Source organism: Enterobacter quasiroggenkampii (assembly GCF_043972695.1).
Lineage (GTDB): Bacteria > Pseudomonadota > Gammaproteobacteria > Enterobacterales > Enterobacteriaceae > Enterobacter > Enterobacter quasiroggenkampii.
The window spans coordinates 3,893,932-3,915,357 of the sequence record NZ_CP143745.1 but is presented as its reverse complement, the minus strand read 5'-3'; the positions used below and the strand labels follow the sequence as shown (position 1 = coordinate 3,915,357).

At 57.9% G+C, this 21,426-nt stretch carries 21 protein-coding genes; 19 read left to right on the top strand and 2 right to left on the bottom strand.

Annotation, left to right across the window (positions count from 1 at the left end):
- The first annotated feature begins 47 nt into the window (after positions 1-47).
- Genes prmB through V1572_RS18640 form a run of 6 tightly spaced genes read left to right on the top strand, consistent with a single transcriptional unit; the run spans position 48 to position 4,596 of the window.
- On the top strand, positions 48-980 hold the full coding sequence (prmB, locus tag V1572_RS18665; RefSeq protein WP_008502612.1) for a 50S ribosomal protein L3 N(5)-glutamine methyltransferase: 933 nt from the start codon (positions 48-50) through the stop codon (positions 978-980).
- A 60-nt stretch (positions 981-1,040) separates the two neighbouring features.
- Positions 1,041-2,126: a chorismate synthase gene (aroC, locus tag V1572_RS18660; protein ID WP_045908745.1), complete on the top strand. Its 1,086-nt coding sequence runs from the start codon at positions 1,041-1,043 to the stop codon at positions 2,124-2,126.
- Positions 2,127-2,128: 2 nt separating this feature from the next.
- Positions 2,129-2,953 carry a penicillin-insensitive murein endopeptidase gene (gene mepA, locus V1572_RS18655; RefSeq protein WP_069720435.1) on the top strand — a complete coding sequence of 275 codons (825 nt, stop codon included), beginning with the start codon at positions 2,129-2,131 and terminating at the stop codon, positions 2,951-2,953.
- On the top strand, positions 2,953-3,762 hold the full coding sequence (locus V1572_RS18650) for a sulfite exporter TauE/SafE family protein (RefSeq protein WP_045908744.1): 810 nt from the start codon (positions 2,953-2,955) through the stop codon (positions 3,760-3,762). The genes mepA and V1572_RS18650 overlap by 1 nt, the downstream gene beginning before the upstream one ends.
- Positions 3,762-4,307, top strand: a complete 546-nt coding sequence (locus V1572_RS18645; RefSeq protein WP_048029666.1) for an elongation factor P hydroxylase — start codon at positions 3,762-3,764, stop codon at positions 4,305-4,307. The genes V1572_RS18650 and V1572_RS18645 overlap by 1 nt, the downstream gene beginning before the upstream one ends.
- A gap of 13 nt (positions 4,308-4,320) precedes the next feature.
- Positions 4,321-4,596: a YfcL family protein gene (locus V1572_RS18640; protein WP_008502607.1), complete on the top strand. Its 276-nt coding sequence runs from the start codon at positions 4,321-4,323 to the stop codon at positions 4,594-4,596.
- 63 nt (positions 4,597-4,659) lie between these two features.
- Here V1572_RS18640 and mnmC read toward each other — a convergent pair whose 3' ends face one another.
- Positions 4,660-6,657 (bottom strand): bifunctional tRNA (5-methylaminomethyl-2-thiouridine)(34)-methyltransferase MnmD/FAD-dependent 5-carboxymethylaminomethyl-2-thiouridine(34) oxidoreductase MnmC, encoded by a 1,998-nt coding sequence (gene mnmC / locus V1572_RS18635; RefSeq protein WP_395299470.1) that lies wholly within the window; start codon positions 6,655-6,657, stop codon positions 4,660-4,662.
- A gap of 158 nt (positions 6,658-6,815) precedes the next feature.
- Here mnmC and fabB point away from each other — a divergent pair, with 158 nt between their 5' ends.
- Both fabB and V1572_RS18625 read left to right on the top strand, forming a co-directional pair.
- Entirely contained in the window at positions 6,816-8,033 is a 1,218-nt protein-coding gene (fabB, locus tag V1572_RS18630; protein ID WP_014832795.1) for a beta-ketoacyl-ACP synthase I, read from the top strand.
- 208 nt (positions 8,034-8,241) lie between these two features.
- On the top strand, positions 8,242-9,420 hold the full coding sequence (locus V1572_RS18625; RefSeq protein WP_039023974.1) for an MFS transporter: 1,179 nt from the start codon (positions 8,242-8,244) through the stop codon (positions 9,418-9,420).
- Between the two features lie 90 nt (positions 9,421-9,510).
- Here the strand turns inward: V1572_RS18625 and flk are convergent, their stop codons facing one another.
- Positions 9,511-10,515 carry a flagella biosynthesis regulator Flk gene (flk, locus tag V1572_RS18620; RefSeq protein WP_063622179.1) on the bottom strand — a complete coding sequence of 335 codons (1,005 nt, stop codon included), beginning with the start codon at positions 10,513-10,515 and terminating at the stop codon, positions 9,511-9,513.
- Between the two features lie 113 nt (positions 10,516-10,628).
- On the opposite strand from flk, the gene pdxB reads away from it, so the two are divergent.
- The 11 genes from pdxB (at position 10,629) to argT (ending at position 21,371) form a co-directional block, all read left to right on the top strand.
- The gene (pdxB, locus tag V1572_RS18615) at positions 10,629-11,765 is read left to right on the top strand and encodes a 4-phosphoerythronate dehydrogenase PdxB (RefSeq protein ID WP_069720437.1); all 1,137 of its coding nucleotides are present in this window, start codon (positions 10,629-10,631) and stop codon (positions 11,763-11,765) included.
- 67 nt (positions 11,766-11,832) lie between these two features.
- Positions 11,833-12,846: an aspartate-semialdehyde dehydrogenase gene (locus tag V1572_RS18610; RefSeq protein WP_032646629.1), complete on the top strand. Its 1,014-nt coding sequence runs from the start codon at positions 11,833-11,835 to the stop codon at positions 12,844-12,846.
- A complete protein-coding gene (gene truA / locus V1572_RS18605) occupies positions 12,846-13,658 on the top strand; it encodes a tRNA pseudouridine(38-40) synthase TruA (RefSeq protein ID WP_223539310.1) in 813 nt (270 codons plus the stop codon). The genes V1572_RS18610 and truA overlap by 1 nt, the downstream gene beginning before the upstream one ends.
- A 28-nt stretch (positions 13,659-13,686) precedes the next feature.
- Positions 13,687-14,346 (top strand): DedA family protein, encoded by a 660-nt coding sequence (locus V1572_RS18600; RefSeq protein ID WP_008502599.1) that lies wholly within the window; start codon positions 13,687-13,689, stop codon positions 14,344-14,346.
- 154 nt (positions 14,347-14,500) lie between these two features.
- Positions 14,501-15,406: an acetyl-CoA carboxylase, carboxyltransferase subunit beta gene (accD, locus tag V1572_RS18595; RefSeq protein WP_395299469.1), complete on the top strand. Its 906-nt coding sequence runs from the start codon at positions 14,501-14,503 to the stop codon at positions 15,404-15,406.
- Between the two features lie 70 nt (positions 15,407-15,476).
- The gene (gene folC, locus V1572_RS18590) at positions 15,477-16,745 is read left to right on the top strand and encodes a bifunctional tetrahydrofolate synthase/dihydrofolate synthase (protein ID WP_395299468.1); all 1,269 of its coding nucleotides are present in this window, start codon (positions 15,477-15,479) and stop codon (positions 16,743-16,745) included.
- Complete coding sequence (gene dedD / locus V1572_RS18585; protein ID WP_045908737.1) at positions 16,735-17,433, top strand: cell division protein DedD; 699 nt, start codon at positions 16,735-16,737, stop codon at positions 17,431-17,433. The genes folC and dedD overlap by 11 nt, the downstream gene beginning before the upstream one ends.
- A 165-nt stretch (positions 17,434-17,598) precedes the next feature.
- Complete coding sequence (gene cvpA, locus V1572_RS18580) at positions 17,599-18,087, top strand: colicin V production protein (RefSeq protein WP_000262116.1); 489 nt, start codon at positions 17,599-17,601, stop codon at positions 18,085-18,087.
- A 33-nt stretch (positions 18,088-18,120) separates the two neighbouring features.
- Positions 18,121-19,638, top strand: a complete 1,518-nt coding sequence (gene purF / locus V1572_RS18575; protein ID WP_021241570.1) for an amidophosphoribosyltransferase — start codon at positions 18,121-18,123, stop codon at positions 19,636-19,638.
- Between the two features lie 89 nt (positions 19,639-19,727).
- Positions 19,728-20,297 carry a UbiX family flavin prenyltransferase gene (locus V1572_RS18570; RefSeq protein ID WP_048224260.1) on the top strand — a complete coding sequence of 190 codons (570 nt, stop codon included), beginning with the start codon at positions 19,728-19,730 and terminating at the stop codon, positions 20,295-20,297.
- Positions 20,298-20,588: 291 nt separating this feature from the next.
- Positions 20,589-21,371 carry a lysine/arginine/ornithine ABC transporter substrate-binding protein ArgT gene (gene argT / locus V1572_RS18565; RefSeq protein WP_023616063.1) on the top strand — a complete coding sequence of 261 codons (783 nt, stop codon included), beginning with the start codon at positions 20,589-20,591 and terminating at the stop codon, positions 21,369-21,371.
- Positions 21,372-21,426: the final 55 nt, after the last annotated feature.

The following is a 21,426-nucleotide window of genomic DNA, read 5'->3' as shown; positions in this document are numbered from 1 at the left end:
GGCAAACTAGCCGCCGAAAATTATGCGAGCATGCCCTGGAGGAAAGAGTGGATAAAATATTTGTCGATGAAGCAGTAAACGAGCTGCATACCATACAGGACATGTTGCGCTGGTCGGTTAGCCGCTTCAGCGCCGCCAATATCTGGTACGGACACGGTACCGACAACCCGTGGGATGAGGCCGTACAGCTGGTGCTGCCGTCACTCTATCTGCCGCTGGATATTCCGGAAGACATGCGCACCGCGCGCCTGACCTCCAGCGAAAAACACCGCATCGTTGAGCGCGTGATCCGTCGCGTCAACGAACGCATCCCGGTCGCCTACCTGACCAACAAAGCCTGGTTCTGCGGTCACGAGTTCTATGTCGATGAACGCGTGCTGGTGCCGCGCTCGCCGATTGGTGAGCTGATTAACAACCACTTTGAAGGCCTGATCGGCCATCAGCCGCAGCACATCCTGGATATGTGTACCGGCAGCGGCTGTATCGCCATTGCCTGCGCTTACGCCTTCCCGGAAGCGGAAGTCGATGCCGTCGATATCTCCACCGATGCGCTGGCCGTGACCGAGCACAACATTGAAGAGCACGGCCTGATCCATCACGTCACGCCAATTCGCTCCGATCTGTTCCGCGATCTGCCGACGCTGCAGTACGATCTGATCGTCACTAACCCGCCGTACGTCGATGCGGAAGACATGTCCGATCTGCCGAACGAATACCGTCACGAGCCGGAGCTGGGTCTGGCATCAGGATCTGACGGCCTGAAGCTGACCCGCCGCATTCTGGCCTGCGCGCCGGATTATCTGACCGACGACGGCGTTCTGATTTGTGAAGTGGGCAACAGCATGGTACATCTGATAGAGCAGTACCCGGATGTGCCGTTCACCTGGCTTGAGTTCGACAACGGCGGTGACGGCGTCTTTATGCTGACCAAAGCGCAGCTGCTCGACGCGCGCGAACACTTCAGCATCTATAAAGATTAATCCAGCGGGCTTCGGCCCGTTTCACAACGCTCAAACACAAACAACAACATCGGAGCCGTGATGGCAGGAAACAGTATTGGACAGGTATTCCGCGTGACCACCTTTGGCGAGTCGCACGGGCTGGCGCTGGGCTGTATCGTTGATGGCGTACCGCCAGGCATCGAACTGACCGAAGCTGATTTACAGCACGACCTCGACCGTCGTCGTCCGGGCACCTCTCGCTACACCACGCAGCGTCGCGAGCCGGACCAGGTCAAAATTCTCTCCGGCGTCTTTGAAGGACGCACTACAGGCACCAGCATTGGTCTGCTGATTGAAAACACCGATCAGCGCTCCCAGGACTACGGCGCCATCAAAGACGTGTTCCGTCCGGGCCATGCCGACTATACCTACGAACAAAAGTACGGCTTCCGCGACTATCGCGGCGGCGGACGTTCTTCCGCGCGTGAAACCGCGATGCGCGTGGCGGCTGGCGCCATTGCCAAAAAATACCTGCAGCAGAAATTTGGCATCGTTATCCGCGGCTGTCTGACCCAGATGGGCGACATTCCGCTGGCGATCAAAGACTGGGATCTGGTCGAGCAAAACCCGTTCTTCTGTGCCGATGCCGACAAGCTGGATGCGCTGGACGAACTGATGCGGGGCCTGAAAAAAGAGGGCGACTCCATCGGGGCGAAAGTGACCGTGGTGGCCGACGGCGTCCCGCCAGGCTGGGGCGAGCCGGTATTTGACCGTCTCGACGCCGACATCGCCCACGCGCTGATGAGCATCAACGCGGTGAAGGGCGTTGAGATTGGCGACGGTTTTGACGTGGTATCCCTGCGCGGCAGCCAGAATCGCGACGAGATCACGAAAGCGGGCTTCCAGAGCAACCACGCGGGCGGCATTCTGGGCGGTATCAGCAGCGGGCAGCAGATTATTGCCAACATCGCGCTGAAGCCAACCTCCAGCATTACCGTGCCGGGCCACACGATTAACCGCGATGGCGAAGAAGTTGAGATGATCACCAAAGGACGTCACGATCCGTGCGTGGGGATCCGCGCGGTGCCGATCGCAGAGGCGATGCTGGCGATCGTGCTGATGGATCACTTCCTGCGCCAGCGCGCGCAGAATGCGGATGTGACGACCACCATTCCACGCTGGTAAACATGAAAAAAACCGCAATTGCTCTGCTGGCGCTGCTGGCCAGTGGAGCCAGTCTGGCCGCGACGCCATGGCAAAAAATCACCCACCCGGTGGCGGGGAGCGCGCAGTCCATCGGCGCCTTTTCCAACGGCTGTATCGTCGGCGCGCAGGAACTTCCACTGCAATCAGACACCTATCAGGTGATGCGTACCGACCAGCGTCGCTATTTTGGCCACCCGGATCTGGTGCTGTTTATTCAGCGTCTTGGCAACCAGGTGCATAACCTGGGGCTGGGCACGATGCTGATCGGTGATATGGGGATGCCTGCCGGCGGGCGTTTTAATGGGGGACACGCCAGTCACCAGACCGGACTGGATGTCGATATCTTCCTGCAGCTGCCGAAAGCGCGCTGGAGTTCAGCGCAGCTGCTGAAGCCGCAGGCGCTGGATCTGGTGGCGAGCGACGGCAAGCGCGTTGTGCCGTCCCTGTGGACGCGGGAGGTCTCCAGCATGATCAAGCTGGCGGCAGAAGATAACGACGTCACGCGGATTTTCGTCAACCCGGCCATCAAGCAGCAGCTCTGCCTGGATGCCGGAACGGACCGCGACTGGCTGCGCAAAGTGCGCCCGTGGTTCCAGCATCGCGCGCACATGCACGTTCGCCTGCGCTGCCCGGCGAACAGCCTGGAATGTGAAGATCAGCCGCTCCCGCCGCCAGGCGATGGCTGCGGTGCGGAACTGCAAAGCTGGTTTGAACCGGCAAAACCTGGAACCTCTAAGCCTGAGAAGAAGACACCGCCTCCGTTGCCGCCTTCCTGCCAGGCGCTACTGGATGAGCATGTACTTTAATGGATAATTTCGTCGATCTGTTTATGGTGTCACCGCTGCTGCTGGTGGTGCTGTTCTTCGTGGCCATGCTGGCCGGTTTTATTGATGCCCTTGCGGGCGGCGGTGGGTTATTAACCGTACCCGCGCTGCTGGCGGCGGGCATGAGCCCGGCGCAGGCGCTTGCCACCAACAAGCTGCAGGCCTGCGGCGGCTCGCTCTCAGCGTCGCTCTATTTTATCCGCCGCAAGGTGGTGAGCCTGGCCGACCAGAAGCTCAATATCCTGATGACCTTTATTGGTTCCACGTCGGGCGCGCTGCTGGTTCAGCACGTGCAGTCGGATATTTTGCGCCAGATCCTGCCGGTTCTGGTCATCTGCATCGGGCTTTATTTCCTGCTGATGCCGAAGCTCGGCGAGGAAGACCGCCAGCGTCGTCTGCACGGTCTGCCGTTTGCCCTGATTGCCGGGGGCTGCGTCGGCTTTTACGACGGTTTCTTCGGCCCGGGGGCGGGCTCGTTTTACGCGCTGGCGTTCGTGACGCTGGCCGGGTTTAACCTCGCCAAGTCGACCGCTCATGCCAAAGTGCTCAACGCGACGTCGAACCTCGGCGGCCTGCTGCTGTTTATCATTGGCGGCAAGGTCATCTGGGCAACCGGATTCGTCATGATGGCAGGGCAGTTCCTGGGCGCGCGCGCGGGTTCGCGTCTGGTATTAAGCAAAGGACAAAAGTTGATTCGACCGATGATCGTCATCGTCTCGGCCGTAATGAGCGCCAAACTTCTTTATGACAGCCATGGACAGGAGATCCTCACCTGGTTGGGGATGCATTAATGAACAGTACGCATAAATACGAACAGCTGATTGAGATTTTTGACGGCTGTTTTGCTGACGATTTTAATACCCGTCTGATTAAAGGCGACGACGAACCGATCTATCTTCCTGCTGATGCAGAGGTTCCGTATAACCGCATCGTCTTTGCGCACGGCTTTTACGCCAGCGGTTTGCACGAAATTTCGCACTGGTGCATCGCCGGAAAAGCGCGTCGCGAGCTGGTGGACTTTGGTTACTGGTACTGCCCGGACGGGCGTGACGCCGCAACGCAGGGGCAGTTTGAGGATGTGGAAGTGAAGCCGCAGGCGCTGGAATGGCTATTCTGCGTCGCGGCGGGTTTCCCGTTCAACGTGAGCTGTGACAACCTCGAAGGCGACTTCGAGCCAGACCGTATCGTCTTCCAGCGCCGCGTGCATGCGCAGGTGATGGACTATCTTGAGAAAGGCATCCCGGAACGTCCGGCGCGCCTGATTGAGGCCTTACAGAATTATTACCACACGCCGGTGATCACGGCGGAATGCTTCCCTTGGCCGGAAGATCTTTAACAGAGGAAAGAAGATGATCGCAGAATTTGAATCACGCATTCTGGCGTTAATTGATGACATGGTGGAACACGCCAGCGATGATGAGCTGTTCGCCAGCGGTTATCTGCGTGGTCACCTGACGCTCGCGGTAGCTGAGCTGGAAGCAGGTGACGATCACTCTGCTGATGCTGTTCATGAGGAAGTGACCCGCAGTCTGGAGAAAGCCATTCAGGCCGGGGAACTTTCTCCGCGCGACCAGTCTCTGGTGCTGGGCATGTGGGACAATTTATTCCAGCAGGCTAAACGCTAAGCCGCCGCCTTCTCTTCCCTCTCCCTGTGGGAGAGGGTTAGGGTGAGGGTACCAGGCCGCACCTTACTTAACCTTCTTCCCCTTCAGCAGTTTCCGTACCCATAATCGATTCGGGTTCAGGCCCGCAAGCGTAACCCTGTCCAGCGGAATCGGCTCGTCGCTCATCTGCGTGGCTAACACTTCAGCCAGCAGCGGGGCAGAGCACAGCCCGCGGGAACCCAGTCCGCCCAGCATAAACAGCTCTGGATAGACCGGTGAAGTCACCGCCGTTTCCTGGTGTTCAGCCAGATCCTCATAGGCCGCAAGCGTCGCCTCGTAGTCCGGCACGTTGCCCGCCATCGGCAGATGGTCGCGGGTGGCGCAACGCACGCCGCAGCGCGCGTCACCCTCGCTAACGTCGACCTCTTTCGCCCACGCCGCATCCGGGAAACAGTCAATCAGGCGCTGGCGGTTTTGCAACTGATCCGCCTCGCTGTAGTGCATCTCCGTTTCGCCACGATGATAGCTGGCCCCGATGCAGTGATGGCCGTTAGAGGGATTTTGCGGCGTCAGATAGCCGTCATAGCACAGCACCTGAAGCAGTTTGCCGAGCGCAGGCGCGGTCGGGATATGGCTCACCTGGCCGCCGACCGGATAAACCGGCAACGTCGCTGTCTGAATAAACTGGCTGATGTGATGCCCGTTGGCCAGCACAACGCTGGCATGGCTCGCCTCCCTGCCATCAGCGAAACGCAGATCCCAGCGTTCTGTCCGGGTGAGCGATGCCACCTTGTGGCCATACTGCACCATCAGCCCGCGCGACTGCGCCAGGGCAATGACCGCTGCGGTCAGTTCGGCCGGGCACAGCCAGCCGCCGAGCGGATACTGAATGCCCCCACACCCGGTTTCCACGCCAGCGGTGTCTTTTACCTCTTGCGCGCTCACCGCGCGGGCAATCTCTTCGGGCAGGCCCAGAGAGAGCATCTGCGCGATCTTCTGCTGGCTCTTTTCATCCCAGCCAAGCTGCGTGACGCCGCACCAGTCATGGTCGAACGCCACCGGAAGCGCGTCATACAGGCGACGGGCGAAGGTAAACGCTGCCGGGAAAAACTGGAACAGGGCCGGGTCGTGTGCGCTTAAAAGCGGATAGAGCGCCCCCTGACGGTTGCCGGACGCGCCGCTGGCGGGCGCATCGTCAGCACAGTAGAGCGTGACCTGCCAGCCGCGCTGGAGAAGCGCGAGCGAGAGCAGGGCGCTGGCGATCCCGCCGCCAACGATCGCCACGTCGCGCGATGCGCTGGCGCGGCGCGCAAACCAGGGCGTCTGAGCGGGGATGTCCAGCGTCTGCTCCATCCTGCCGACCAGCATGTCGCGTTTGCGGCCAAAGCCTTTGGTCTTCTGCATGGTAAAGCCCGCCTCCTGCAACCCACGGCGGACAAAGCCCGCCGAGGTGAAGGTGGCAAGCGTCGCACCAGGGCGCGCCAGCCGCGCCATCGCGTTAAACAGATGCTGGCTCCACATGTCCGGGTTTTTGGCAGGGGCAAAACCGTCCAGGAACCACGCGTCGACCTTCTGATTCATCGAATCATCGAGCCTGTCGGTCAGGTCGTTGATGTCGCCGAGCCATAAATCCAGCGTGACGCGTCCGCCGTCCAGCATCAGACGGTGACAGCCGCCGATGTGGGGCGGCCACTGCGCCTGAAGCTGCTCTGCCCGGGGCGCAAGCTCCGGCCAGTGCTGGTGGGCAAGCCGCAGATCGTGCGCGGTGAGCGGGAATTTTTCGAAACTGATGAAATGTAATCTTTGTAGCGTAGCCTCGGGGTGAGCAGCGTGGAACTGGTTAAACGCCTGCCAGAGGGTTAAAAAATTCAGCCCGGTGCCGAATCCACTTTCCGCGACCACAAACAGGCTCCGCGGGTGCGCCGGGAAGCGGGTGCTGAGCTGGTTTCCGTCGAGGAAAACATAGCGAGTTTCTTCGAGTCCGTTATCATTAGAAAAATAGACATCATCAAAATCTCGGGAAACAGGTGTACCCTCAGCGTTGAATTCGAGGTTGGCGGGTTGTATAGCGTTTTGTTTCACGTAAGTTACTCGTCTGACAGGCAGTGGCACGATCTTAACGATGTGAGTCCATCGGTGCAAATTTCCGCAGAAAATGTCTGATCGGACTTGTTCGGCGTACAAGTGTACGCTATTGTGCGACTCGAAACTTACTATAGTGCGACTTACAGAGGTATTGAATGAAACGTGCAGTGATTACTGGCCTGGGCATTGTTTCCAGCATCGGTAATAACCAGCAGGAAGTCCTGGCATCTCTGCGTGAAGGACGCTCCGGGATCACTTTCTCTGAAGAGTTTAAAGATTCAGGTATGCGTAGCCACGTATGGGGTAACGTCAAACTGGACACCACCGGTTTGATTGACCGCAAAGTGGTTCGTTTCATGAACGATGCCTCTATTTATGCTTATCTCTCCATGCAGGAAGCGATCAAAGATTCCGGCCTGAGCGAAGAGGTTTATCAGAACAACCCGCGCGTGGGTCTGATCGCCGGTTCCGGCGGTTCATCTAAAGCGCAGGTATTCGGTGCTGACGCAATGCGTAGCCCGCGTGGTCTGAAAGCGGTAGGTCCGTACGTGGTGACTAAAGCCATGGGTTCTGCGGTTTCCGCATGCCTGGCGACCCCGTTCAAAATCCACGGTGTGAACTACTCCATCAGCTCTGCGTGTGCGACTTCCGCGCACTGCATCGGTAATGCTGTTGAGCAGATCCAACTGGGTAAACAGGACATCGTATTTGCTGGCGGCGGCGAAGAGCTGGGCTGGGAAATGGCCTGCGAATTCGACGCGATGGGCGCACTGTCCACCAAGTACAATGAGACTCCGGACAAAGCTTCCCGTACCTACGATGCGCACCGTGACGGTTTCGTTATCGCGGGCGGCGGCGGTATGGTTGTGGTTGAAGAGCTGGAACACGCCCTGGCACGTGGTGCGCACATCTATGCTGAGATCGTGGGCTACGGTGCAACGTCTGACGGCGCCGACATGGTTGCGCCATCCGGTGAAGGCGCGGTGCGCTGCATGAAGATGGCGATGCACGGCGTTGACACCCCAATCGACTACCTGAACTCTCACGGTACCTCTACGCCGGTAGGCGACGTGAAAGAGCTGGGTGCGATCCGCGAAGTCTTCGGCGACAACAGCCCGGCGATCTCTGCGACCAAAGCCATGACCGGTCACTCTCTGGGTGCGGCTGGCGTTCAGGAAGCGATTTACTCTCTGCTGATGCTGGAAAACGGCTTTATCGCCCCAAGCATCAATATCGAAGAGATGGACGAGCAGGCTGCTGGCCTGAACATCGTGACCAAACCAACGGAAGCGACGCTGACTACCGTCATGTCTAACAGCTTCGGTTTCGGCGGCACCAACGCCACGCTGGTCATGCGTAAGCTGAAAGCATAAGTTTTATGTTTGATTCAGAAGGGGAGCCATAAGGCTCCCTTTTTTTATGCATTGACAAGCAGCTGATCTCACAGGCAAACTTCACCACTCAACATTATCCTCACGATAATGCGTAAGCGTTTAACGTCAACCAACGCACCTTAATCCTGATAATCAGGTAGAGGGGGCGTGGCATTTCCCCGCCTTACTCTTCATCTCGGAGTAAAGCATGACTGCAGTAACTCAAACAGAAACAACCCCTTCAGCGAACGTCTCGCTGTTCCGTATCGCCTTTGCGGTATTCCTGACCTATATGACCGTTGGTCTGCCGCTGCCGGTGATCCCGCTGTTCGTTCATCAGGAGCTGGGCTATGGCAACACCATGGTCGGCATTGCCGTGGGCATTCAGTTTTTAGCCACGGTATTAACCCGCGGATATGCCGGACGACTGGCGGATCAGCACGGTGCAAAACGCTCGGCGCTGCAGGGGATGTTTGCCTGCGGGCTGGCGGGCGGCGCCTGGCTGCTGGCGGCACTTCTGCCGGTCGATGCGGCGTATAAATTTGCGCTGCTGGTGCTGGGCCGTTTAATCCTGGGCTTTGGTGAAAGCCAGCTGCTGACCGGCACCCTGACCTGGGGAATGGGACTGGTGGGGCCAGCACGTTCCGGCAAGGTGATGTCCTGGAACGGCATGGCCATCTACGGCGCGCTGGCCGCCGGTGCACCGCTTGGCCTGCTGATCAACAGCCAGTTTGGTTTTGCGGCGCTGGCTGCCACCACCATGGCGCTGCCGCTGGTGGCATGGGCGTTTAACGGCTCGGTGCGTAAGGTGCCCGCGCACAAAGGCGAGCGTCCTTCCCTGTGGAGTGTGGTCGGCCAAATCTGGCAGCCGGGCCTGGGCCTGGCGCTGCAGGGCGTGGGTTTTGCGGTAATAGGGACGTTCGTCTCGCTCTATTTTATGAGCCGCGGCTGGGCGATGGCCGGTTTTACGCTTACCGCGTTTGGCGGCGCGTTTGTTCTGATGCGCGTACTTTTTGGCTGGATGCCGGATCGCTTCGGCGGCGTGAAGGTAGCGGTGGCGTCGCTGGTCATTGAAACCATCGGTCTTCTGCTGTTATGGAACGCACCCGTGGCATCCGTGGCGCTTCTGGGGGCGGCGCTGACCGGCTGCGGCTGTTCTCTGATCTTCCCGGCGCTGGGCGTTGAAGTGGTGAAGCGCGTGGCCCCTCAGGTGCGCGGGACGGCGCTGGGCGGCTATGCGGCGTTTCAGGATATCTCATACGGCGTTACCGGGCCGCTGGCCGGGCTGTTAGCGACCTCGTTTGGCTATCCGTCCGTCTTCCTGGCCGGTGCGGTTTCCGCGGTGGTGGGGATCGTGGTGACGCTGGTGGCGTTTCGCAGAACGTGAGTCTTTGTTGCCGGGTGGCGGCTGCGCCTTACCCGGCCTGCGGTTCGAGCCGTTGTAGGCCCGGTAAGCGCAGCGCCACCGGGCAAAATATCAGGCAACCAGCCAGAAAATCGCCAGCGCAATCAGCAGTGCAATAAACATCAATCCCGGACGCGCAGAAAGGGTTCTGAAGGTCTCCACGACCGGCGCAAACAGCGGGCTGTAAATCGGCTGAACATTTCTCACCTCCGGCACGCCGCCTTCGCGCTCGGCGCGGCGAACGAAGATCTGGTTGAGCAGGTCCTGCACCTGCGCGGTAGTCAGTACCGTCTGCGGCGTGGCCTGCCAGTTTTGCTGGGCATAATCCCGAATCACCTCGAACTCGTGCGGCTCAAGCGGCTGTTTCAGTGCGGCCTGGACAGTATGCAGAGTCGGGGCGCTCTGGGTGCTGAGCGTCTGGCGTGCCTGGAGCCAGGTCACCAGATGGGTAAACTGTTTGGCCGGGATCAGCTCGCCCGCTTTCACGCCGGACAGCTCCAGCATGGATTGCCAGATGAGCTTCGTCGGCTCGCCGGTGGCCGCGGCCAGCTTGGTCACCATCTGCTTGAGCGTATTGTGCTCGGCGGGCAGCAGCGGACGCTCGGTCGCCGGGCGTACCTGCGGCTGCGGAATCGACAGCTCATTGTTCTGCAGCAGCGTCAGCACGGTTTTGAGCTGATCGGGCGTCAGCTGGCCCAGCGCGGTCTGACCATACTGCTGGCGAATAAAATCACTCACCGCCTGGCGGTTATTTCCCTGGCCCAGCAGCTCCGTCAGCTGAGAAACAATCTGGCGCGTGGTGTGGTTCTGCTGCGCGGTCGTAATACGCTGGTTCAGATTTTGCTCGGCAGCGGGGAAATGACGCGACTGCAGCGGTGCGTCGTTCCTCACGCCTAAATCATGCTTCACCCCGGCCCAGACTTCCGCGTTTTGCTGCGAAGTCAGCGCAATCAGGCGCGTGATCAGTCGCTCCAGCACGGTGCGCTGTTGCGTGGATAGCGGTTGTTCACCGGCAACGTTTGGCGTGACAGGGCCTTCACCCGGAGGGCGTGGCGGCGTACCTGAAATGGGCTGCATCGTCAAAAATCCTTAAAGTCAAAACTCAGCGTAAACCTGGCAGACGTATATGCCTGGCGGCCAGATTATGGCACACTTGGCAGGTTTTCTTCCTCTCAAACAGGTACTCAGACGTGAAAATCCTCGTTGATGAAAATATGCCTTACGCCCGTGAGCTGTTTAGCCGCCTGGGTAACGTTAAGGCTGTTCCTGGTCGCCCGATCCCGGTCAACGAACTGGACGACGCCGACGCCCTGATGGTGCGCTCGGTGACCAAAGTAAATGAGGCGTTGCTCGCCGGTAAGGCGGTTAAGTTCGTTGGGACCGCAACGGCAGGGACCGATCATGTGGATGATAAATGGCTGAAGCAGGCCGGAATCGGTTTCTCCGCCGCGCCGGGCTGTAACGCGATTGCCGTCGTGGAATACGTTTTCTCCTCGCTGCTGATGCTGGCCGAGCGCGACGGTTTTGCACTGAAGGACCGCACCGTGGGGATTGTCGGCGTGGGTAACGTCGGCGGACGCCTGCAAAAGCGCCTGGAAGCGTTAGGGATCCGTACGCTGCTGTGCGATCCGCCGCGCAAAGACAATGGCGATGACGGGGATTTCCGCTCGCTGGACGAGCTGGTTGAACAGTGTGACGTGCTGACGTTCCACACGCCGCTGTTTAAAGAGGGGCCGTATAAGTCGCTGCATCTTGCCGATGAGGCGCTCATTCGCCGTCTGAAGGCTGGCACTATTCTGATAAATGCCTGTCGTGGTCCGGTAGTCGATAACGCCGCGCTGCTGACGTGTCTGAACGAAGGACAAGACCTCAGCGTGGTGCTGGACGTCTGGGAGCCGGAGCCGGACCTCAACGTTGAGCTGCTTAACAAGGTGGACGTTGGCACCGCACATATCGCCGGTTATACCCTCGAAGGGAAAGCCCGCGGCACGACGCAGGTCTTCGAGGCCTACAGCGCCTTTATCGGTCACCCGCAGCAGGTGGCGCTGGATACCTTACTTCCCGCGCCTGAATTTGGCCGCATTACCCTTCACGGCCCGCTCGATCAGGCAACGCTGAAAAGGCTGGTGCATTTAGTGTATGATGTGCGCCGCGATGATGCGCTGCTGCGTAAAGTGGCGGGGATCCCGGGTGAGTTTGATAAGCTGCGCAAGCACTACGTTGAGCGCCGCGAGTGGTCTTCCCTGTATGTGATGTGCGACGACGCCTCGGCGGCGACGCTGCTGCATAAGCTGGGGTTTAACGCCGTTCATCATCCGGCGCATTAATGTCTTCTTAATGCTCCCTGTCGGATACTCCGACAGGGACGCTTTTTTATTTCTGGAGTAAACCACCATGTCTGAAGGCTGGAACATTGCCATTTTAGGTGCCACGGGTGCCGTGGGCGAAGCCCTGCTCGAAACGCTTGCTGAGCGTCAGTTCCCGGTGGGCGATATCTATGCGCTGGCGCGAACGGATAGCGCGGGTGAGCATCTGCGTTTTAACAGTAAATCCGTCATGGTTCAGGATGCGGCGGCGTTCGACTGGACGCAGGCGCAGCTGGCGTTTTTCGCCGCAGGCGCTGAAGCCACTGCGGCGTACGTTGAAGAGGCGACCAACGCAGGCTGCCTGGTCATCGACCTGAGCGGCCTGTTCTCCATGGAGCCGGATGTGCCGCTGGTGGTGCCGGACGTGAACCCGTTTGTGCTGGCTGATTACCGCAACCGTAACGTCATTGCGGTACCGAACAGCCTGACCAGCCAGCTGCTGACCGCCCTGAAACCGCTGATCGACGACGGCGGCCTGTCGCGCATTACCGTCACCAGCCTGCTGTCCGCGTCCGCAAACGGCAAAAAGGCCGTTGACGCGCTGGCCGGGCAGAGCGCGAAGCTGCTGAACGGCATTCCGATTGACGAAGATGATTTCTTTGGCCGCCAGCTGGCGTTCAACATGCTGCCGCTGCTGCCGGACCGCGAGGGTTCCGTGCGCGAAGAGCGTCGTATCGTTGATGAGGTACGTAAAATTCTGCAGGACGATGGCCTGATGATCTCCGCAAGCGTCGTGCAGTCCCCGGTCTTCTACGGCCACGCGCAGATGGTCGGCTTTGAAGCGCTGCGTCCGCTGGCGGCAGAAGAGGCGCGCGATGCGTTTGGCCGCGGGGAAGATATCGTCCTTTCTGAAGAGAGCGAGTTCCCGACCCAGGTGGGCGATGCCACCGGCAGCGCGCATCTTTCCGTTGGCTGCGTGCGTAACGACTACGGTATGCCGGAGCAAGTCCAGTTCTGGTCCGTTGCCGACAACGTTCGTTTCGGCGGCGCGCTGATGGCGGTCAAGATCGCTGAAAAACTGGTGCAGGAGTACCTGTACTGATGTCAGACGTGGAACAAAAGCCGGTTCATAAAATTGCCCTCGGTATTGAGTACGATGGCAGTAAATATTATGGCTGGCAGCGTCAGAATGAGGTGCGCAGCGTCCAGGAGAAGCTGGAGAAAGCGCTCTCTCAGGTGGCAAACGAGCCGATTAACGTCCTGTGCGCAGGCCGAACGGATGCAGGCGTTCACGGCACGGGGCAGGTGGTTCACTTTGAAACCACCGCCATGCGCAAGGATGCCGCCTGGACGCTGGGGGTAAATGCGAATTTGCCTGGTGACATTGCGGTGCGCTGGGTGAAAGCTGTGCCGGATGATTTTCACGCGCGTTTCAGCGCCACGGCGCGCCGTTACCGCTACGTCATCTACAATCAGCGTCTGCGTCCGGCGGTGTTAAGCCAGGGCGTGACGCATTTTTATGAACCGCTCGATGCGGAACGTATGCATCGCGCGGCGCAGTGTCTGATTGGGGAGAATGACTTTACCTCGTTTCGTGCGGTGCAGTGTCAGTCCCGCACGCCGTGGCGTAACGTCATGCACATCAACGTCAGCCGTTTTGGCGCGTATGTGGTGGTGGATATCAAAGCCAATGCCTTTGTACATCATATGGTGCGGAATATTGTGGGCAGCCTGATGGAAGTGGGTGCCGGACACCAGCCGGAGAGCTGGATTGCAGACCTGCTGGCAGCGAAGGACAGAACGCTTGCGGCAGCCACGGCGAAAGCGGAAGGGTTGTATCTGGTCTCGGTAGACTATCCGGATCGGTTTGACCTGCCGAAACCGCCAATGGGTCCGCTGTTTTTAGCGGACTAAACAAAGGTGCAATTAGGGCTTAGACAATATGGACGTAATTCGTTTTTTAATTGATTTCATCCTGCATATTGATGTTCACCTGGCGGAGCTGGTCGCGCAGTATGGCGTCTGGGTTTACGCTATTCTGTTCCTCATTCTGTTCTGTGAAACCGGGCTGGTTGTCACGCCGTTCCTGCCGGGGGATTCCCTGCTGTTCGTTGCCGGGGCGTTATCGGCGCTGCCCACCAACGATCTGAACGTGCATCTTATGGTGGTGCTGATGGTGATTGCCGCCATCGTCGGTGATGCGGTCAACTACACGATTGGACGCGTATTCGGTGAGCGGCTGTTCAGTAATCCGGATTCAAAAATTTTCCGTCGCAGCTATTTAGACAAAACCCATGCGTTTTATGAACGCCATGGCGGAAAAACCATTATCCTTGCGCGCTTTGTGCCTATTGTGCGCACATTTGCACCGTTTGTGGCGGGAATGGGGCATATGTCCTATCGTCATTTTGCCATGTATAACGTCGTGGGGGCGCTGTTGTGGGTACTGCTGTTTACCTATGCAGGCTACCTGTTTGGCGATCTCCCGGTGGTTCAGGAAAATCTTAAGTTACTGATTGTAGCGATTATTGTGCTTTCCGTACTGCCTGGCGTTATCGAAATCATTCGTCACAAACGTGCGGCGGCAAAGCAAGCGAAGTAAATGCACACTGGCGGTTCGACCACTTTTTTATCCAAAGTTTCGGGCTGTTATGTTTTAATGTGCAACATTCATGGTCTGTTGGAGGCAAAAATGGCATTATTCGCCTCTTATAGCAAAACTGGCATACGACCAGGTTCAGGCAGAAAGGTTATCAATGAGCTGGATTGAACGAATTAAAAGCAACATTACCCCAACGCGTAAAGCGAGCATTCCTGAAGGGGTATGGACGAAGTGTGATAGCTGCGGCCAGGTTCTGTATCGCGCAGAGCTGGAGCGCAACCTTGAGGTGTGTCCGAAGTGTGACCACCATATGCGTATGTCGGCGCGCAACCGCCTGCATAGCCTGCTGGACGAAGGTTCTCTGGTAGAACTGGGCAGCGAGCTTGAGCCAAAAGACGTGCTGAAGTTCCGCGATTCCAAAAAATATAAAGATCGTCTGGCCTCTGCACAGAAAGAGACCGGCGAGAAAGACGCGCTGGTCGTCATGAAAGGCACCCTGCACGGGATGCCGGCTGTTGCCGCTGCGTTTGAGTTCTCCTTTATGGGCGGCTCAATGGGCTCCGTGGTCGGTGCGCGCTTCGTGCGTGCCGTTGAGCAGGCGCTGGAAGACAACTGTCCGCTGATCTGCTTCTCTGCTTCCGGCGGTGCGCGCATGCAGGAAGCGCTGATGTCGCTGATGCAGATGGCAAAAACCTCTGCAGCGCTGGCGAAGATGCAGGAGCGCGGTCTGCCGTATATCTCCGTGCTGACCGACCCAACCATGGGCGGCGTCTCCGCGAGCTTCGCGATGCTGGGCGATCTGAACATCGCTGAGCCAAAAGCGCTGATCGGCTTTGCGGGTCCTCGCGTTATCGAGCAGACCGTTCGTGAAAAACTGCCGCCGGGCTTCCAGCGCAGTGAGTTCCTCATCGAGAAAGGCGCCATCGACATGATCGTCCGCCGTCCGGAAATGCGCCTGAAGCTGGCGAGCATCCTGGCGAAGCTGATGAATCTGCCAGCGCCGAACCCGGATGAACCGCGCGAAGGCGTGTTGGTACCGGATCAGGAACCCGAGGCCTGATAACTGAAAAGGGCAGGGCCGGTTGGCGCTGCCCTTTTGCTTTCTAATCTGTTAATGACAACCGGGCATTATGGAAAATAAAAGCATTCCCCAAGCCACGTCGCCCCTGGCCGCGTGGCTTTCTTATCTGGAAAACCTGCACAGTAAAACCATCGATATGGGGCTTGAACGCGTAAGCCAGGTTGCGGCGCGTCTTGACGTGCTCAAACCGGCGCCTTTCGTGTTCACCGTCGCGGGAACCAACGGTAAAGGCACGACCTGCCGTACGCTGGAATCCGTCCTGATGGCGGCGGGTTACAGGGTTGGCGTTTACAGCTCTCCACACCTGGTACGCTACACCGAGCGGGTTCGCGTACAGAACCACGAGCTGCCGGAATCCGCGCATACGGCGTCGTTTGCTGAAATTGAAGCCGCGCGCGGAGAGATCTCATTAACCTATTTTGAATACGGTACCCTGTCGGCCCTGTGGCTGTTTAAACAGGCGCAGCTGGATGTGGTGATCCTTGAGGTCGGTCTCGGCGGACGTCTTGATGCGACCAATATCGTGGATGCGGACGTGGCGGTGGTGACTTCCATCGCGCTGGATCATGTCGACTGGCTGGGGCCCGATCGTGAAAGTATCGGCCGTGAGAAGGCCGGTATTTTCCGGGCAAATAAGCCCGCGGTGGTTGGCGAGCCGGATATGCCGCATACCATTGCTGACGTGGCGAAGGAGAAGGGCGCGCAGCTGCTGCGCCGCGGTGTTGACTGGCAGTATGAGGTTCAGGACAACGGCTGGCGCTTTAGCGATGCGCAGGGCGCGCTCGACAACCTGCCGCTGCCCCAGGTGCCGCAGCCAAACGCAGCCACCGCGCTGGCGGCACTGCGCGCCAGCGGCCTCGTGGTCAGCGAACAGGCGATCCGCGAGGGCATACAAAACGCGATTCTGCCCGGACGTTTCCAGATTGTGAGCGAGTCACCGCGCCTGATCCTGGATGTGGCGCACAACCCCCATGCTGCGGCGTATCTCGCGGGACGTCTCAAATCGTTACCAAAAACCGGGCGCGTGCTGGCGGTTATCGGTATGCTTCATGATAAAGATATCGGCGGGACGCTGGCCTGCATGGAGAGTGTGGTCGATAGCTGGTATTGTGCTCCTCTGGAGGGGCCGCGCGGCGCGACGGCTGAGCAGCTGATGGAACATCTCGGCAAAGGCGCAATCTACAGTAGCGTGGCGCAGGCCTGGCATGCCGCGATGGCGGATGCTAAACCAGAAGATACCGTGCTGGTGTGTGGTTCATTCCACACGGTGGCACATGTCATGGAAGTGATGGACGCGGGGAGAACCGGTGGCGAGTAAGTTTCAGAACCGTTTAACAGGAACCATTGTGCTGGTCGCGCTCGGGGTGATTATTCTTCCCGGGCTGCTCGACGGGCAGAAAAAGCATTATCAGGATGAGTTTGCCGCGATTCCGCTGGTGCCGAAACCGGGTGACCGCGATGAGCCGGATATGCTGCCCGCGGCGACGCAGGCGCTGCCTGCTCAGCCACCGGAAGGCGCGGCGGAAGAGGTGCGCGCGGGTGATGCCGCCGCACCGTCGCTCGACCCGTCTCGCCTGGCGGCCACGAGCAACAGCGATATCGATCCTGTGCCGGTCGAGCAGCCTAAACCGGTTGAAAAACCGAAGCCGGTTGAGAAGCCGCAGCCGAAACCGCAGCGTGATAAAGCGGCAGAACAGCTCGCCGCGGCGTCAGAGACGCCTCCGCCAGCAAAACCGACGCAGCAGGACGCTGCTGCCCCAACGGGTAAAGCCTATGTGGTGCAGCTCGGTGCGCTGAAAAATGCCGATAAAGTCAACGAGGTCGTAAGCAAACTGCGCAGTGCGGGATATCGTGTTTACACTTCACCTTCCACGCCGGTGCAGGGTAAAATTACGCGTATCCTCGTGGGGCCAGAAGCGTCTAAAGACAAACTGAAAGGGTCGCTGGGTGAATTGAAGCAGATCTCCGGCCTGAGCGGTGTGGTGATGGGCTACAGCGCAAACTAAGTACGACCTGCTCCTTTAAGAGAGAGGCGATAAGCCACGGCGTTGAACATTTTTTCAGCGCCTTTTTTATTTACGCGCGGGAAGGAAATCCCTACGCAAACGTTTTCTTTTTCTGTTAGAATTCGCCCCGAACTGGATGACAGGGCGTTAAATCGTGGGACACATATGGTCTGGATTGATTACGCCATCATTGCGGTGATTGGTTTTTCCTGTCTGGTTAGCCTGATCCGTGGCTTTGTTCGTGAAGCGTTATCGCTGGTGACCTGGGGTTGTGCTTTCTTTGTCGCCAGTCATTACTACACTTACCTGTCTGTCTGGTTCACGGGCTTTGAAGATGAACTGGTCCGAAATGGAATCGCTATCGCGGTGCTGTTTATCGCAACGCTGATTGTCGGCGCTATCGTGAATTACGTGATAGGTCAGCTGGTCGAGAAAACCGGTCTGTCAGGAACGGACAGGGTGCTCGGGATCTGTTTCGGGGCATTACGAGGCGTGCTGATTGTGGCCGCGATCCTGTTCTTCCTGGATACCTTCACCGGGTTCTCCAAAAGTGAAGACTGGCAGAAATCGCAGCTCATTCCAGAGTTCAGCTTCATCATCAGATGGTTCTTTGACTATCTGCAAAGCTCGTCGAGTTTTTTGCCCAGGGCATAAACCCTGAGATGTGGCTTAACGAGGAAAAGACGAATGTGCGGTATTGTCGGTATCGCCGGTTTCATGCCGGTAAACCAGTCGATTTATGACGCGTTAACGGTGCTTCAGCACCGTGGGCAGGATGCTGCGGGTATCATCACCATTGATGCAAACAACTGCTTCCGTTTACGCAAGGCGAATGGCCTGGTAAACGATGTGTTTGAAGCCCGCCATATGCAGCGTCTGCAAGGTAATATGGGGATCGGTCACGTTCGTTATCCTACTGCTGGCAGTTCCAGCGCCTCTGAGGCACAGCCTTTCTACGTCAACTCACCGTATGGCATCACCCTTGCTCATAACGGCAACCTGACCAACGCGCATGAACTGCGTAAAAAGCTGTTCGAAGAGAAACGTCGCCACATTAACACCACCTCTGATTCTGAAATCCTGCTCAATGTGTTCGCCAGCGAGCTGGATAACTTCCGTCACTATCCGCTGGAAGCAGACAACATTTTTGCCGCGATTGCCGCGACAAACCGTCAGATCCGCGGCGCGTACGCCTGCGTTGCGATGATCATCGGTCACGGTATGGTCGCCTTCCGCGATCCAAACGGCATTCGTCCGCTGGTGCTCGGTAAGCGCGACCTCGGCGATGGCCGTACTGAATATATGGTTGCCTCTGAAAGCGTGGCGCTGGACACCCTGGGCTTCGAATTCCTGCGCGACGTGGCGCCGGGCGAAGCGGTGTATATCACCGAGAAGGGCCAGCTGTTCACCCGCCAGTGTGCCGACAACCCGGTCAGCAACCCGTGCCTGTTTGAATACGTTTACTTTGCCCGTCCGGATTCCTTCATCGACAAGATTTCCGTCTACAGCGCGCGCGTCAACATGGGCACGAAGCTCGGCGAGAAGATTGCCCGCGAGTGGGACGATCTGGACATCGACGTGGTGATTCCTATCCCGGAAACCTCCTGCGATATCGCGCTGGAGATTGCCCGCATTCTGGATAAGCCATACCGTCAGGGCTTCGTGAAGAACCGCTACGTTGGCCGCACGTTTATCATGCCAGGGCAGCATCTGCGCCGTAAGTCCGTGCGTCGCAAGCTGAACGCCAACCGCGCGGAATTCCGCGATAAGAACGTTCTGCTGGTGGATGACTCCATTGTTCGTGGCACCACCTCTGAGCAGATTATCGAGATGGCCCGCGAAGCGGGTGCGAAGAAAGTCTACCTGGCCTCTGCTGCGCCGGAGATTCGCTTCCCGAACGTGTACGGTATTGATATGCCAACCGCCAACGAGCTGATCGCTCACGGCCGTGAAGTGGATGAAATTCGCCAGATCATCGGCGCTGATGGCCTGATTTTCCAGGACCTGAACGATCTCATCGACGCGGTACGTGCCGAGAACCCAGAAATTCAGCAGTTTGAATGCTCCGTGTTCAACGGTATTTACGTGACCAAGGACGTTGACCAGCAGTATCTCGACTATCTTGATTCACTGCGCAACGACGACGCCAAAGCCGTCCAGCTGCAGAACGATCTTGAAAGCTTAGAGATGCACAACGAAGGTTGATACTCTGGCAGGTGAGGGCGTATGCCCTCACTTGCAACTCCCCGGAAAATCCTGCACAGTCTGCCCTGAAATCAGTAAGGGCGAAAATCATGAAACGACTCATAGTTGGGCTCAGCGGCGCCAGCGGCGCGATTTACGGCGTACGTTTGTTACAGGTTCTGCGTAACGTGGCGGACGTCGAAACCCATCTGGTGATGAGCCAGGCGGCGCGGCAGACCCTCTCACTGGAAACCGATCTCTCCCTGCGCGATGTTCAGGCGCTGGCGGATGTCGTTCACGATGCCCGTGATATCGCTGCCAGCATCTCCTCAGGCTCGTTTAAAACAGCCGGCATGGTTATCCTGCCCTGTTCAATTAAAACGCTCTCCGGCATTGTGAATAGCTATACGGACACCCTGGTGACGCGTGCGGCGGATGTGGTGCTGAAGGAGCGGCGTCCTCTGGTGCTGTGCGTGCGGGAAACGCCGCTGCACCTGGGCCATCTGCGCTTAATGACGCAGGCTGCGGAGCTGGGCGCGGTCATCATGCCACCGGTACCCGCGTTCTACCATCGCCCGCAAACGCTGGACGACGTCATCAACCAGACGGTTAACCGGGTGCTCGATCAGTTTGACATCGACCTGCCCGACGATCTCTTCACCCGCTGGCAGGGTGCCTGAATCTGTGCACAAACCAGGTGCATGAAAAGACAAGTTGCCCTGTTTCAGGGCAATTATGCAACGGCGATCATATCCTCGACATTTAATTCGTTTTTTCCCTTTTTCTCTCTCCGGTTCGTTCGGCAGACCTGCTATCTTTCACCATTAAGGCAATATCGCAACGTTTTATTAACATATTTAACGTCGAAGTTTTGACCAGACGGCAATGTGGCATAAGACCTGCAAGATGAAGCCTGCAACACAACACACAACACAATACATAATAAAATCACGGTACTTGAGGGTAAATGTATGAAGAAGACGGTTCTGGCTCTGTCTTTACTCGTGGGGTTAAGTGCGGCAGCAGGTAGCTACGCAGCGCTTCCACAGACAGTACGTATCGGTACAGACGCAACCTACGCGCCATTCTCTTCCAAGGATGCGAAAGGCGATTTCGTGGGGTTTGATATCGATCTGGGTAATGAAATGTGCAAGCGTATTGCGGTGAAATGCACATGGGTGGGCAGCGACTTTGACGCGTTAATCCCGTCGCTGAAAGCCAAGAAAATCGACGCCATTATCTCTTCTCTCTCCATCACCGAAAAACGCCAGCAGGAGATTGCCTTCTCTGACAAGCTCTACGCTGCGGATTCTCGCCTGATTGCCCCTAAAGGCTCCCCGATTAAGCCCACCATCGACTCGCTGAAAGGCAAACACGTCGGCGTGCTTCAGGGTTCGACGCAGGAAGGCTATGCCAATGCTAACTGGCGTGAGAAGGGCGTAGACGTGGTGGCTTATCAGAACCAGGATCTGATTTACTCTGACCTGGCGGCAGGCCGTCTGGATGCGGCATTCCAGGATGAAGTCGCCGCGAGCGAAGGCTTCCTGAAGCAGCCTGCGGGCAAAGAATTCGCGTTTGCAGGCCCGTCGGTGAAAGACAAAAAGTACTTTGGTGACGGCACCGGGATTGGCCTGCGCAAGGATGATACCGAGCTGAAAGCCGCCTTTGACAAAGCCTTTGCGGAGCTGCGTAAAGACGGTACTTACGACAAACTGGCGAAGAAATACTTCGACTTCAACGTATACGGTGAATAACACCTGGCGGTAACGCACCGTAACGGTGCGTTACGGGAGCGGTTGACCCAATACG

Bases quoted from the DNA above. Each gene is read 5' to 3' on its own strand.
- cvpA (WP_000262116.1), top strand. From the start codon at position 17,599: ATGGTCTGGATTGATTACGCCATCATTGCGGTGATTGGTTTTTCCTGT.
- V1572_RS18610 (WP_032646629.1), top strand. From the start codon at position 11,833: ATGTCTGAAGGCTGGAACATTGCCATTTTAGGTGCCACGGGTGCCGTG.
- V1572_RS18650 (WP_045908744.1), top strand. From the start codon at position 2,953: ATGGATAATTTCGTCGATCTGTTTATGGTGTCACCGCTGCTGCTGGTG.
- purF (WP_021241570.1), top strand. From the start codon at position 18,121: ATGTGCGGTATTGTCGGTATCGCCGGTTTCATGCCGGTAAACCAGTCG.
- V1572_RS18570 (WP_048224260.1), top strand. From the start codon at position 19,728: ATGAAACGACTCATAGTTGGGCTCAGCGGCGCCAGCGGCGCGATTTAC.
- fabB (WP_014832795.1), top strand. From the start codon at position 6,816: ATGAAACGTGCAGTGATTACTGGCCTGGGCATTGTTTCCAGCATCGGT.
- V1572_RS18640 (WP_008502607.1), top strand. From the start codon at position 4,321: ATGATCGCAGAATTTGAATCACGCATTCTGGCGTTAATTGATGACATG.
- flk (WP_063622179.1), bottom strand. From the start codon at position 10,515: ATGCAGCCCATTTCAGGTACGCCGCCACGCCCTCCGGGTGAAGGCCCT.
- V1572_RS18600 (WP_008502599.1), top strand. From the start codon at position 13,687: ATGGACGTAATTCGTTTTTTAATTGATTTCATCCTGCATATTGATGTT.
- V1572_RS18625 (WP_039023974.1), top strand. From the start codon at position 8,242: ATGACTGCAGTAACTCAAACAGAAACAACCCCTTCAGCGAACGTCTCG.
- aroC (WP_045908745.1), top strand. From the start codon at position 1,041: ATGGCAGGAAACAGTATTGGACAGGTATTCCGCGTGACCACCTTTGGC.
- argT (WP_023616063.1), top strand. From the start codon at position 20,589: ATGAAGAAGACGGTTCTGGCTCTGTCTTTACTCGTGGGGTTAAGTGCG.
- accD (WP_395299469.1), top strand. From the start codon at position 14,501: ATGAGCTGGATTGAACGAATTAAAAGCAACATTACCCCAACGCGTAAA.
- mepA (WP_069720435.1), top strand. From the start codon at position 2,129: ATGAAAAAAACCGCAATTGCTCTGCTGGCGCTGCTGGCCAGTGGAGCC.
- truA (WP_223539310.1), top strand. From the start codon at position 12,846: ATGTCAGACGTGGAACAAAAGCCGGTTCATAAAATTGCCCTCGGTATT.
- folC (WP_395299468.1), top strand. From the start codon at position 15,477: ATGGAAAATAAAAGCATTCCCCAAGCCACGTCGCCCCTGGCCGCGTGG.
- V1572_RS18645 (WP_048029666.1), top strand. From the start codon at position 3,762: ATGAACAGTACGCATAAATACGAACAGCTGATTGAGATTTTTGACGGC.